The following is a 13,062-nucleotide window of genomic DNA, read 5'->3' on the forward strand; positions in this document are numbered from 1 at the left end:
GGCCTCGTCAATCAGTAACGAAACCACCACCCCACTGAGATTCTCAGTGGCGGAAGTGGAACAGGTTCCACGACTTCTTATCCGACGGCGCCTCTTCCGGATGATCCAACAGTCCGCGCGACAGGGAGGACGCGTAGGGCGGCCAGAGCGGAACTCGGACGGCAAGCATCGCCTGAACAGCGTGGTACACATCCCAGCGCGACGACTTCGCCGCAACAACGGACTGGTTGTGCGCGTCGAGGCGACGAACCCAGCGTCCCGGCTGAGAAATCAGGTAGTCATTAGCGAAATCAAGGAAGGAACGGTAGCAGTGTTCGAAGTGCTCAACCTCGCCGGGAGTGACGCCGTCATCTAGGTAGGCACGACGCAGGGACGCCGCCGCGGTAATGCCCTCACAGACAACCCACTGCTGGTGCTCATCTTCCCCTGGGACGGGCTCACCCATGGCATCAACGCAGGTGGCGAAACCGGGTTCGCCGTCGCAACGACGCCAACCATCAACGCGGGCGCGTTCAAATAGTTCGAGGCCCATTTCCATCAGATAGTCGGGCACGGTGCGATCCATGGAACGTAGGCCGGCACGAATCTGCAGGGCAAGGCGCGACCACTGCAGAGCGTGGCCGGTGACGTAGCCGTGGTAGACGCGACGCCCGTCGGTCTGCCCCTGAGGTTCTCCGGTCAGCGGCCGCCATGAGTTGTCGTAGTACTCGGGCAGGCGCCAGTTGTTTGTGGACGCGGTGCGATACGCGAAGGCCGCCATCGCTTCGGCGCGTTCGAGCCAGACGGGGTCGGTGGTCGCTTCGGCGGCAGCAAGGTAGGCCTCGGCGGTGTGAAGCAGAGTGCCCATAGTGCGTACCGGCAACGCTTGCGTGAATGCTTCGTCGAATTGATCAACGACTAGGCCATTTGGTTCGATCCAGTGGCGTTCTTGGTCGTGGAGCAGGGTGGTCAGCAATTCGTGGGCAACCGGGCGGTTGGCGACCGCGGCTGCGGCAACACCAAGGATCACGTACGCGTTGTGGTACTGCGACTTGTCACGGACGCCGTCATCCCACGGGACGCCGTGTCCGTCGGCGTCAGGGTCAGACTTGATGGAGGTCCACATGCCCCCGTTGACAGGGTCAACGAAGTAGCGATTCATGCACTTGATGGCATGGTCGGCGTAGCGACGTGTGCCAGGCAGGCCCATCAGAACACCCAGCGAGAAGACGTATGCCATTCGCGCGGTGACGGCAAGGTCGATGCTTCGGGTAGGGTCAGGTTCGCCCTGATCGGTCAGATGCGCGAAGCCCGTGGGCACAATCGCCCCTTCTGCTTCGGCGATTAACGCTTGCATTTGGGCTGATAGCCACCTGTTGTGCTCAATAGAGTCGAACCACCCCACGAGGGCCTCCTGCATCATCTTCGTTGCATGGTCACGTACGCGCACCGGAGTGACCGGCGTTACATATACTAACGGTATTGGTGCCTCGTCTGCGAATTCGGTTCACGAATACTGTCACTTTTCGCTTTTCATTCATCGACGAGGCCGGCTCCACTTACCTATTCACCTACCCATTTTGTTTCGCCAGTCGAAAATGACTCCCCATTTCGGCGCGCGAGTGTCAGACTGTGACCATGCATGAAAGAGCTGGCACCATCGCCCTTCCAGAAGACCTCATTAACGTCGACGAGGTCGTTTCCGCTTACTACGACATCGAGCCCAATCCGGCCAAGGTCGAACAGCGCGTCTCATTCGGTACGTCCGGTCACCGCGGATCGAGCCTGAATGGCACCTTCAATGAAGCACACATCGTTGCAACCACCGCGGCGATCGTTGAGTACCGTGCAGCCCAGGGTTTTGATGGCCCGCTGTTTATCGGTCGCGATACCCACGCTTTAAGCGAGCCCGCCTGGCGCACCGCTCTTGAAGTTCTGGCTGCCGCCGGTGTGCGCGTGAAGATTGATGCTCGTAATTCCTACACGCCCACCCCGGCGGTTTCTGTTGCCATCCTTGGCGCCAATGGCGCGCCCAAGGCTCTGCGCACATCCGGCCCGGGCTTGGCTGATGGCATTGTTGTTACCCCGTCACACAATCCGCCGCGCGATGGTGGTTTCAAGTACAACCCGCCTCACGGCGGTCCGGCTGATACGGACGCCACCGGTTGGATCGCGAACCGCGCAAACCAGATCCTCGAAGATGGCTGGCGCAAGGTTCCGCGCATCATCGGCACCTCGTTGTTCAACGATGAGCACCTGGAGAAGTTCGACTACCTGACCTACTACGTCGACCAGCTGGATACCGTCATTGATATTGACGCGATTCGTCGCGCCAATGTTCGTATCGGTGCCGATCCGCTGGGTGGCGCATCGGTTGACTACTGGGCAGCGATTGCTGAGCGTTACGACCTGGACCTGACGGTTGTGAACCCGACCGTTGATCCGGCGTGGCCGTTGATGACGCTGGACTGGGATGGCAAGATCCGCATGGACTGCTCCTCCCCGTATGCAATGGCCTCCCTGCGCCAGGTAATGACGCCGGACGCTAATGACAAGACTCCGTATGACATTGCTACCGGTAACGATGCTGACTCGGACCGTCACGGCATCGTCACCCCCGACGGTCTGATGAACCCGAACCACTACTTGGCAGTTGCGATCGAGTACCTGTTCACGCACCGCCCGAACTGGCCGACGGATGCTGCGATCGGCAAGACGCTTGTTTCATCGTCGCTGATTGACCGCGTTGCTGAATCCATCGGCCGAAAGCTGATCGAGGTTCCGGTTGGCTTCAAGTACTTCGTCCCCGGTCTGCTTGATGCGTCGGTCGCTTTTGGTGGCGAGGAATCTGCCGGAGCTTCCTTCCTGCGCAAGGATGGCACGGTCTGGTCGACGGATAAGGATGGCATCATCCTTGCTCTGCTGGCTTCCGAAATCACGGCTGTCACCGGTAAGACACCGTCGCAGTTGCACGATGATCAGGTTGCTCGCTTCGGCGCTTCGGCCTACGCCCGTATTGATGCGGTCGCGAGCCGTGAAGAGAAGGCAAAGCTTGCAGCCCTGTCATCTGACGACGTGACTGCGACGGAGCTTGCTGGCGAGGCCATCACCGCGAAGCTGGTGCGCGCCCCGGGTAACGACGCTGCGATCGGTGGCCTGAAGGTGACAACCGAGTCCGCATGGTTCGCCGCTCGCCCGTCCGGCACCGAGGACGTCTACAAGATCTACGCCGAGTCCTTCAAGGGGGCCGAGCATCTTGCCCAGGTCCAGGAGGCCGCGAAGAAGGTTGTGTCTGATGCCCTTAGCTAAGTCTGAGTAGCAAGACATTCGTTTGACGAGGCCGTCGGGATTCACCAGAATCCTGACGGCCTCCCGTGTTGCGAAACCGATCTGTCCCTGCAGGGATACTCACCACCACATGGGCTAAGAAGGCACAGCTCAGTAGCCCCATTAAAAACGGTCTTGCCGGGACAGCTTCGCCCCCGCTACCAGCCACGCAAATCCTTACACCCATGCCTACCGACACCTACATAGAAAACGCCTGGAAACAAGCCAGCCTGAAACACCAAACCGACGGAGTTATCCCACAATGGGCAGACGCCATCGCATGAAACGAACTACGCCACTCCACCCCATACAACAACGTCTGGGACTACCCCCCCAGCAACACAATTTGTCCTATAACCCAAAACTTGCCACCGTCCCTCCCGACATCATGACCTTCAACGGCACCGCATTCCAATACAAGGCTCACCCACTGCAGGTCCACGTCAGCAAGCACATCCGCGTGTGGTTCCTCGAAGCGGCCACGACAACTTCGTCAACCACGCCATGAGTTACGCCGAAAAGGGCCAGCAAGAAACCTTCGAGGTCACCGAATAGGGGTGAGCAACCCCTCCATGAGACCAGTTCGCCACATCGATAGAATGCAAAGGTGTTCAAGTCATACGCGGAAGTCCTACGCCTCAACAGCGCATGGAAATTCTCGATCTCCGGGCTCATCCTGCGACTGCCCATGTCGATGATCGGTATATCCATCATCCTACTGATCAAGGCAACCTACGGTAACTACAGCCTTGCTGGCCTAGTATCCGCCGTGAACATCATCGCGACAGCTCTGGCCGCACCCACACTGTCCCGACTGGTCGACCAATACGGCCAAACAAAAATCATGGTGCCGTCCCTGATCATTTCTGTCGCTAGCGTGTCCGGCATGCTTGCGGTCGCACTGCTTCATGCGTATCCCGGCCTCGTCTGCCTTTTCGCAGCACTTGCCGGAGCGACCTGGGGATCCCCATCCGCGCTCGTCCGCTCACGCTGGGCAAAAACCGTACAACGCCCCCGCCAACTCACCACCGCATACGCCTACGAATCCGCGATGGACGAAGTCGTCTACACGCTCGGCCCTGTACTCTCAACAGTCCTGGGCACCGTTTTCCACCCGGCACTCGGCATCATCCTGATCGTCGTCTTTGTCCTCATCGGAGGCATCGGATTCTTTAGCCAGCGCGCAACCGAACCTGAGCCCTCGCCTCGACCTACCGGTCACCGCCGTTCATCCGTGATCCGTACACCCGCCGTCATTGTCCTCGCCCTTACCTACGTCGGCGCTGGCATGATGTTCGGAGCAAACGACGTTGCCGTCGTCGACTTCGCGGACGCACTCGGCTACCCCGCAATGTCGGGCGTCCTGCTCGCACTCTTCTCGCTGGGATCAATGTTCGCTGCGCTCGTCTACGGTTCGCGCACCTGGCAAGCCCCCATGTGGAAGCTCTACGCGATCGGCGTCTTCGCGCTCGCCATCGGGTCAAGCATGTACCTTCTGGCACACTCACTCCCCGTCATGGCCGTCATCATGCTGATCGCAGGCGTCGCATGCGCGCCCACCATGACGAACGTCAATATGATCGTCGCGCGAGTCGTCCCCTCTGAATCCCTCACCGAAGGACTCACCTGGATGTCGACCTCCCTCAACCTCGGCTTGTCCATCGGGTCAGCTCTTGCCGGCCCTGCCATCGACACGCGCGGATCGTACGGCGGATATCTGTTCATGGTGGTCGCAGCCTGGCTAATGGTGCTGCTCATGCTGGCTGGACTGAAGATCGTGCGTAACGCGACGAGTGGCGCAACCTCGACTGCCGAAGTGGCACCCGTGCCAGACGAAAGCAACACCCCCTCCGCGTCGGGCCATGCAACGCAGGAGCAGGACGCGGACGGGCAACAAATCGGGCACAATGGAAGCTGACCCTCAGGAGATACATGCTCGCCGAACCGCTTATCGATGACGAAACCCCGTCATTTCTGCTCGCACTGACCTCGTCAGTTGGCGAGGCAAGCTCCCGTATCCTCGCACGCGCATTGGAAGAGTGGGGCTTCATCCCCGGCATTGTCGGCTTCGGTGGGCACGGCTCCACGCGCAGAGCGCGCATCCTGGGGCGCGTGCTCATGGAACGCACCGCCGACCAGCGTTCGTGGCTGGCCGAGCGACGCGGGTGGCGCCAGTTCTTTGATGCCCAGGTTCCTCGTCAGCCTGTTCTGGTCACGGTTGGTTGCCAACGTCGAATTACTTTCGCTGATCGCGGTGGCTACATTGACCTGACCGTCGAGGGGCATGGTCTGACGCCGGGCTGGCATGACGCGTGGATGCAGGTTCTACACGAGGGGGATCTTCATACCCTAGGCATCGGCGAGGGCGAGAGTCTGACAACGCAAGATGCCCTCCGCCTGTCGGGGCAGACGGGACACGGGTCGCAGAGGATCCGCGCGGGGAAGCCCGTTTGCGTTTCCCTACGCATCGCTGGTGATAACGAAAAGTACGGCGTCGTGTCTGACATTGATGACACGGTGATGGTGACGATGCTCCCGCGTTTGGTCACTGCCGCGAAGCATTCCTTCGTTGACCGTGTGTCGTCGCGAGAGGCTGTTCCTGGGATGGCGGGCTTCCTGACGTGTTTAGCGGACATGGCGCACCGCCAAGCTTCGGCTAACTCGCAAGCTTCGGCTCACTCGCAAGCCCCCCACCCCCAAACCAAGGACAAGCACACTCCCGTAATTTCGACTGAATCGACAATCCCCCAGACTTGCGTCGACTCCCAGCACGAGGCGTTGCACGCTCCTCTTATCTACCTGTCGACGGGTGCGTGGAATGTTGTGCCCGCACTTCGCGACTTTCTGGATCGCCTGAATTATCCGCGTGGCGGGTTCTTGATGACGGATTTTGGGCCGTCGAATACGGGTTGGTTCCGCTCGGGTTTTGAGCATAAGCGTCGCGAGTTGCGAAGGCTTGCTCGGATGTTCCCGTCGATGAAGTGGTATTTGGTTGGCGATGATGGGCAGCGCGATCCGGAGATTTACGCTGAGTTCGCGCGTGAGCACCCTGAGAATGTTGCGGGGATTGCGATCCGCTCATTGTCGGAGATTGAGCAGTTCATGTCGCACGGTACTTTCGAATGCCTGTATCCGGATGCGTTACGCACAGTGCCGAGTTCGATTCCGGTGTGGTTCGGCTCAGACGGGGACGCGTTGGGGGAACATTTCCGTTCCGTGTTCTAGGGTGCTGGGATACGAGGCCGCGCCTACATCTTCAGCTTGAATACCTACTCTGGGCGCGATAGGAAACTGGATATTACCCGGATAAATGCGTGGATAGCACGCGTTTTAGCGCAAGAACAGGTATGCCTAGGCGCTAGGAATACCAGGTCGAACCGACCTAGCAGTCAGGAAGCAGATTCTTCCGTCGCAGCTTCTTCAGGCGCGCCGGACTCAGGGGTTTCGCCCGATTGCCCGGACTGACCCGACTGTGCGCCGAGCTGCCCACCGTTTGCGATCAGCTCAAGGTCATCGTCAGACAGGGGCAGGCACTGGGCAGGAGCTGTAAGAGCATCGGTGGACTTGAGGATTTGCTGGATTTCATCAGCGCTCAATGCGCCGTCATAGAACGTGCCCAGCAGAACGGTGACAGATTTGTCGGTTGCGTCGGTCAGGACGACCTTCGAGTTCGGGAAGAATCGCGCGACCGTGTATGCGTCAACAACGCCAGCGATGCCGGTATCAATTTCAACAGTTCCAGCGTATTCGGTGGAGTAGTTACCCGGTTCAGCGGGGGCGAAGCCTGCTGCGGTCAACATTTCTGTTGCGTCAGAGGCGATGCCTTGACGCGACGTGGTGTTCAGAACTTGAACTTTCACCGATGCGGGGTCAACCGGGAGTGCTTTTTCCGGTGGGCACGGTACTTTACCGCTGGTGGCGAACTTTTCTGCTTTCGAGAAGGAGTTGCCAAAGGGAGCTGAAACAATTCCCGTCAGAATCAGCGCACTGAGCAATGCAAGAACGAGCATGATGACGATCGTCACAGCGAACGTCATGTTTTGGCGACGCTGGCGTTCTTGAAGGAAGCGCTGACGAGGGCTAAGTGCGGGATGCGGTTGACTCACGTCTTTAACCTACTCGAAAAGTGGCCGATTCGGCAGGTTCGCAACACAACTATGGTCTGTCGTACGTTCGCTTTTGAAAGTCGAAGTGCATTTTTGCCCAGAAAGAGTAGCGTGTTAGGGAAAGCTAACTGTGTGAAAGGACCACGATGGGTTTCCTCTCTGATGACCTGCTTGCTCGTATTCACGAGCGCGCTACCGTTCACGATCAAGAGAACACGTTCCCGACAGACGATCTGGCTGACCTGCGCGAAGCTGGTTACCTGGCCGCTTTTGTTCCGAAGGAATACGGTGGCGCTGGCCTGAGCCTCGTTGAAATTGCAGCGGAGCAAACGCGACTTGCGAAGGCAGCTCCGGGCACGGCGCTTGGCATCAATATGCACCAGATCATCGTGGGCCTCGGCCGTCACCTAGTGCGCAACGGAAACGATCGCGGCGAACTGATCCTGCGCGACGCGGTTGCCGGTGAGCTTTTCGGGTTCGGCATTTCCGAGCCGGGCAACGACTTGGTTCTTTTCGGTTCGATCACGAAGGCGACGCCGGATGGCGAGGGTGGCTACTCGTTCGAGGGCACGAAGGTCTTCACGTCTCTTGCTCCCGTGTGGACGCGCCTGCTGACCTTCGGTCGCGATGATTCGGGCGAGGACGGCCCGCACTCGGTGTTCGGCATCATGCACCGCGAAGATGGCGGTTTCACGATCAAGGATGATTGGGACACGCTCGGCATGCGCGCGACCCAGTCGAATACGACGATCCTCGAGGGCGCTCACGTGCCCGCCGATCGTATTCTGACTCGTTGCGAGCCCGGCCCTTCAAAGGATCCGGTTGTTTTCGGCATCTTCTCGAACTTCGAAATTCTGCTGGGCGCCACCTACCAGGGCGTGGGCGAACGTGCGGTTGAGGTCGCTGCCGAGCACGTGAAGACTCGCAAGTCGGTGAAGAACCAGACGGTGTACTCGAACGATCCGGATATTCGTTGGCGTATCGCCGAGGCCGCGCTGGCAATGAACGCGGTTGGCCCGCAGATCCGCGAGCTTGCTCGCGACATTGATGCCGGTGTTGACCGTGGTCCGATCTGGATGCCACAGTTGTCGGCGGCAAAGAATGCTTCCGCCGAGGCCACTCTTCGTGCAGTTGAGCAGGCAATTCGCGCGTGCGGTGGCTCATCCTACTACAACCGTCACGAGCTGTCTCGTCTCTACCGCGATGCTCTCGCTGGTCTCTTCCAGCCATCGGATCAAGAATCGTTGCACGGCGCGTGGGCGAACGTGGTCCTTGGCCCGATCGAAAAGTAAGGCTCACCCCGACGCAAGCGGGAAGGCTACGGGATCACCCAGTCGGCGCAGATAGTCCAGTTCGTAGTTTTCCCCAATTGACGAGGCCGGCGTCCCTCACACCACGACAGTGTGTGAGGGGCGCCGGTGCGTTTCAGGGGCGCGAGCCTATGAGGCGCTCGCATGTTCCCTTACTCGCATGTTCCCTAGTTGTGGCGTTCAGACGTGGAGCTCACTGGTTCCAGATGAACTGGGACGGCAGGATTTCACCCTTGGTATCGAACATCCAGCCTTCGCGAGCAACAGCGAAGGAATTGCCGGAAATCGTGTTCCAACAGGAGATACCGTCTTGAGTTGAGATGCAGGCGACATTTCCGTTCTTCACGTACGAGCCGTACGCGAGGGAGCTGATGTATTTGCCGTTCATCGGCGGGGCAATGTTGGCGCAGGAATAATTCGTGTTCTTGGAGTCGACGGTGAAGAGTGCGCCTCGGTTGTCACCACACACCTCATACCCGGCCGCGCCAGTCCAGTGGGTTTCATTGATCTGGCAGGAAACCATGTCTCCGCCAAGAGTGCAGATGATATTACCGGACGGAGCTGAGAACGTATCAGCAACCATGGCGCTTGACGGCGCCGGATACTTTTCTTTTACCTCTGGCTTCGCCGACTGCGGTTGCGCGGGAGTTTGCGCCTGCGTATGTGTCTGAGCCGACTGCGTCATTGAATCAGCGGACGTGTCGCTCGACGAACCTGAATCAAACCAACCGGCGAATGCTCCAACAGCGCCAATAGCAAGAACGATCGCGATCACCGCTAGGACGGCCAGAATGATCACCAGTGTTTTGTTCGTGGAGTTCTTTGCAGGCTGCATCGACACGCCCTGAACGGGGTATTGTCCCTGGTAGTTCATGGGCTGTTGGTATCCCTGTTGCGGGATTGTACCTGCGGGCATGTAGCCAACGGGCATCTGCCCCTGGCTGGGCATGGTGACTTGGTCAACCGTGGTTTCTGGCTCTTCTTCGACCTGAGTAGACTCAAGGGTAACGTCCTGCGCCGGCTCTTGTACCTGAGTGTCCGGCTGTTCAATCGCATCAACGAACGTTGGGGTTGAGGCATCGGCCGACTGAGCCGTAGGTGCGCTAGCTGGCACAGCCCCCGCATCGAATGCACGACGCTGTGCGACTGCAGCGACAACCTCTGGATTGCCAAGTGACTCCATCCAGTCAAGCAGGCCAGCGTAGGCATTCGGGTGGGCTGCGATTGCCGTATGCAAGTCTGGACGCACCGCAGCAATCAGACGAAGATCATCTGCACTGGTGTTGGGGTCCGCGACAGCGAGTACCGCATCGGGAGCATTTTCAGACGTAGCCATGGCATTCCTTCATATCTTTGGCACACGAGTTGTCTTGCGACCATTGAGCTTGTGCTATTCACTCTAGCGTTCACCATGGGCAAATCGCGGTGTTCGCGCGCGTGAAACGATCTGCATTCACCTCATGCCCGCTCTATGAAGGTACGTCACCGACAGCTAGGGCATTCAAGCAAGCCGGCGCGTGAAGGTTTCAAAGCCGAGCGCCTCGCACGCATCTGCGAGCGCCAGTACTTGCTCATCCCATCCCGCTTGTTCGGCGATGAAGGCATCGGGGGTTCCTTGGGCGCGAGCCTGCTGGAGCGCGAACGAGGCTACCCCACGCTCTTTGAGCGCGAGAGCGACATCCAGTCCATCCCCCGGCCCTCCGGGGTAGACGGTCAGTCGGACCTCGTAATCAATTCCGGCAACGACAGGCGTAATGTGCGCGCGGGTCCCGGCCTCGTCCCCCATGACTCGGCTGGCGTGCGCCCCGCGGTGCGCTTCATCGGCGTAGTCGAGCAGGATGTCGAGGGCTTCCCACGCTTTTTCTCCGCTGCCGGGGCGGGCGACGACGGATGGGTAGTTCTCAGGGAGTGCCTTGATGTCCAGGCCGACCCAGTCGACGAGCCCTTCTTCGAGGAGGGTGCGAAGGCGCGCGGGATAAGCACCCGCGGTGTGCAGTCCGACGGCAAATCCGAGGTCTCGAACACGTCTCATTGCGGGGATGAGCGCCAACTGACGTGTCGCTTCCCCGCCAGAGAAGACGACGCCGTCAAGTAGGTCGTGCCGTCGCGCGAGTAGGCGTTCCAAAGCATCCCACGCGACGACGCCCGGGATTCTCGGGTCGAGGATCGCACAATTCTGACAGTACGCGCACTCCCACGGGCACCCCTGGCAGAAGACGGACGCGACGAACTTTCCCGGCCAGTCCACCGTCGACATGGGGACAAGTCCCGCGATTTGCAGGTCGTCGGGGGTAAATTCACGAGGCCCGGAAGCGAGCGTCAGACCGATTTGACCAGTGTTCACCGCTCGCCAACCGGCGGGAACGCAGACACCAATTCGCCGTGGTGGGAAGCGGCATCCTCGCTGAACATTGTGCGCTCAGCGTATTCGCCCTTCTTGCCGATATTGAAGGACTGGACTGGGCGGAAGTAGCCCATGACGCGGGTCCAGACCTCGCACTGCTGGGGCTCGCGATCCGGGTGGGCGGCGGCGCACTTTTCGCACGTCTCATGCTCGCCAGCCAAGTAGCCGTGAACAGGGCAAATGGAGAAGGTCGGCGTGATCGTGATGTACGGGACCTTGAACGCAGTCAGGGAACGGCGAACCAATTCCTTGCACGCTGCGCCGGACGAAATACGCTCACCCATGTACAGGTGCAGAACCGTGCCACCCGTGTACTTCGACTGCAGGACTTCCTGATCCTCCAAAGCCTGGAAGGGGTCGTCCGTGTAGGAAACGGGAAGCTGGGACGAGTTCGTGTAGTACGGCTCGGTCGCGGTTCCCGCCTGCAGGATGCCCGGGTAGCGCTTGCCATCTTCCTTCGCGAAACGGTAGGTCGTACCTTCAGCCGGCGTCGCTTCGAGGTTGTAGAGGTGGCCTGTGGCTTCCTGAAGCTCCACCATGCGATCGCGAATATGGTCGAGGATGCGGACGCACATGTCGAAACCGCGTTCATCGGTCAGATCGTAATCATCGTGACTGAAGTTTCGGACCATCTCGTTCATGCCGTTCACACCGACCGTTGAGAAGTGGTTGTCCAGGCTTCCCAGGTAGCGACGAGAGTACGGGAACAGACCGCGATCCATGTGGAACTGGATCGTTTCACGCTTCAATTCAAGGGACTGTGAGGCAAGGTCAATGAGGTGATCAAGTTCAGCGATGAGGGCTGCTTCATCATCGGCGAAACGGTAACCGAGACGCGCCATGTTGATCGTCACCACGCCGATTGAACCCGTCAATTCTGCCGAGCCAAACAGACCGTTGCCGCGCTTGAGCAGTTCGCGCAGGTCAAGCTGCAGGCGGCAACACATCGAGCGGATCATGTGCGGGTCAAGGTCGGAGTTGATGAAGTTCTGGAAGTAGGGCAGGCCGTACTTCGCCGTCATTTCGAACAGGCGATCCGTGTTCGGCGTATCCCAATCGAAATCCGGGGTGATGTTGTAGGTCGGGATCGGGAAGGTGAAGACGCGACCGTCGGCGTCACCACCGGTCATGACCTCGATGAAGGCCTGGTTGATGAGGTCCATTTCATGCTGGAGCTCGCCGTAGGTGAAATCGCAGACCTCGTCGGCGATCAGCGGGTATTCCTCTGCCAGGTCATCCGGGCACGTCCAGTCGAAGGTGAGGTTCGTGAACGGGCACTGGCTACCCCAGCGCGACGGAACGTTGAGGTTGTAGATCAGTTCTTGCATGCACTGGACGATCTCGTCGTACTCCATGTTGTCCAGGCGGACGAAGGGCGCCATGTAGGTGTCGAACGAGGAGAACGCTTGGGCGCCGGCCCATTCATTCTGCAGGGTGCCAAGGAAGTTCACAATCTGACCACATGCGGAAGAGAAGTGTGCGGGTGGTCCGGAAGCAATCGCGCCACCCACACCGTTGAACCCTTCCTGGATCAGGCGTTTCAGCGACCAGCCTGCGCAGTAGCCGGCGAACATGTCGAGGTCGTGGATATGGTAGTCACCCCGGCGGTGCGCTTCGCCAATTTCACGGGTGTAGACCTGTTCGAGCCAGTAGTTCGCAATGATCTTGCCGGCTGAATTCAGGATCAGGCCACCGAGCGAGTATCCCTGGTTCGCGTTTGCGTTGACTCGCCAGTCAGAACGGTCGAGGTATTCGTCGACAGTTCCCAGCGCATCAACGTCATAGCGCAATTGGGTGCTGGTGTTTTCCGCGAGCGGGGATAGTGTGGATGGCGAGGCTTTTTCAGCGGCGTTCATTGGTTGACCTTTGGCGATTCTTCGTTGAGGAAAAGCTCTGACCAGTGGAAACGGTGCGTTCCCAACGGTCAGACACGAAC

The 13,062-nt window shown here is 59.3% G+C and carries 9 protein-coding genes; 4 read left to right on the forward strand and 5 right to left on the reverse strand.

Annotated features, from left to right (window positions below; genetic code table 11):
* Nucleotides 1-43 precede the first annotated feature (43 nt).
* Nucleotides 44-1,384 carry an AGE family epimerase/isomerase gene (locus QP503_RS01030; RefSeq protein WP_103633019.1) on the reverse strand — a complete coding sequence of 447 codons (1,341 nt, stop codon included), beginning with the start codon at nucleotides 1,382-1,384 and terminating at the stop codon, nucleotides 44-46.
* A 233-nt stretch (nucleotides 1,385-1,617) separates the two neighbouring features.
* On the opposite strand from QP503_RS01030, the gene pgm reads away from it, so the two are divergent.
* The 3 genes from pgm to QP503_RS01045 all read left to right on the forward strand — a co-directional run bounded on the left by pgm (nucleotide 1,618) and on the right by QP503_RS01045 (nucleotide 6,531).
* Entirely contained in the window at nucleotides 1,618-3,288 is a 1,671-nt protein-coding gene (gene pgm / locus QP503_RS01035) for a phosphoglucomutase (alpha-D-glucose-1,6-bisphosphate-dependent) (RefSeq protein ID WP_285101001.1), read from the forward strand.
* Between the two features lie 625 nt (nucleotides 3,289-3,913).
* Complete coding sequence (locus tag QP503_RS01040) at nucleotides 3,914-5,224, forward strand: MFS transporter (RefSeq protein ID WP_006680418.1); 1,311 nt, start codon at nucleotides 3,914-3,916, stop codon at nucleotides 5,222-5,224.
* Between the two features lie 14 nt (nucleotides 5,225-5,238).
* Complete coding sequence (locus QP503_RS01045; protein ID WP_103632948.1) at nucleotides 5,239-6,531, forward strand: App1 family protein phosphatidate phosphatase; 1,293 nt, start codon at nucleotides 5,239-5,241, stop codon at nucleotides 6,529-6,531.
* A gap of 164 nt (nucleotides 6,532-6,695) precedes the next feature.
* Here the strand turns inward: QP503_RS01045 and QP503_RS01050 are convergent, their stop codons facing one another.
* Nucleotides 6,696-7,412 (reverse strand): LytR C-terminal domain-containing protein, encoded by a 717-nt coding sequence (locus QP503_RS01050; RefSeq protein WP_006680420.1) that lies wholly within the window; start codon nucleotides 7,410-7,412, stop codon nucleotides 6,696-6,698.
* A gap of 146 nt (nucleotides 7,413-7,558) precedes the next feature.
* Between QP503_RS01050 and QP503_RS01055 the strand changes: the two genes are divergently transcribed.
* On the forward strand, nucleotides 7,559-8,704 hold the full coding sequence (locus tag QP503_RS01055; protein ID WP_103632947.1) for an acyl-CoA dehydrogenase family protein: 1,146 nt from the start codon (nucleotides 7,559-7,561) through the stop codon (nucleotides 8,702-8,704).
* Between the two features lie 211 nt (nucleotides 8,705-8,915).
* Here QP503_RS01055 and QP503_RS01060 read toward each other — a convergent pair whose 3' ends face one another.
* From QP503_RS01060 to QP503_RS01070, 3 genes are all read right to left on the reverse strand, one after another.
* Nucleotides 8,916-10,058 (reverse strand): variant leucine-rich repeat-containing protein, encoded by a 1,143-nt coding sequence (locus QP503_RS01060; RefSeq protein WP_103632946.1) that lies wholly within the window; start codon nucleotides 10,056-10,058, stop codon nucleotides 8,916-8,918.
* Nucleotides 10,059-10,223: 165 nt separating this feature from the next.
* A complete protein-coding gene (locus QP503_RS01065; RefSeq protein WP_006680423.1) occupies nucleotides 10,224-11,066 on the reverse strand; it encodes an anaerobic ribonucleoside-triphosphate reductase activating protein in 843 nt (280 codons plus the stop codon).
* Nucleotides 11,063-12,982 (reverse strand): ribonucleoside triphosphate reductase, encoded by a 1,920-nt coding sequence (locus QP503_RS01070; protein WP_219810991.1) that lies wholly within the window; start codon nucleotides 12,980-12,982, stop codon nucleotides 11,063-11,065. The genes QP503_RS01065 and QP503_RS01070 overlap by 4 nt, the downstream gene beginning before the upstream one ends.
* Nucleotides 12,983-13,062: the final 80 nt, after the last annotated feature.

Source organism: Pauljensenia sp. UMB0895, from assembly GCF_030218905.1.
Lineage (GTDB): Bacteria > Actinomycetota > Actinomycetes > Actinomycetales > Actinomycetaceae > Pauljensenia > Pauljensenia turicensis_A.

Excerpts from the sequence above, each read along its gene's own strand:
- pgm (WP_285101001.1), top strand. The coding sequence starts at position 1,618 with ATGCATGAAAGAGCTGGCACCATCGCCCTTCCAGAAGACCTCATTAAC.
- QP503_RS01045 (WP_103632948.1), top strand. The coding sequence starts at position 5,239 with ATGCTCGCCGAACCGCTTATCGATGACGAAACCCCGTCATTTCTGCTC.
- QP503_RS01055 (WP_103632947.1), top strand. The coding sequence starts at position 7,559 with ATGGGTTTCCTCTCTGATGACCTGCTTGCTCGTATTCACGAGCGCGCT.
- QP503_RS01060 (WP_103632946.1), bottom strand. The coding sequence starts at position 10,058 with ATGGCTACGTCTGAAAATGCTCCCGATGCGGTACTCGCTGTCGCGGAC.
- QP503_RS01070 (WP_219810991.1), bottom strand. The coding sequence starts at position 12,982 with ATGAACGCCGCTGAAAAAGCCTCGCCATCCACACTATCCCCGCTCGCG.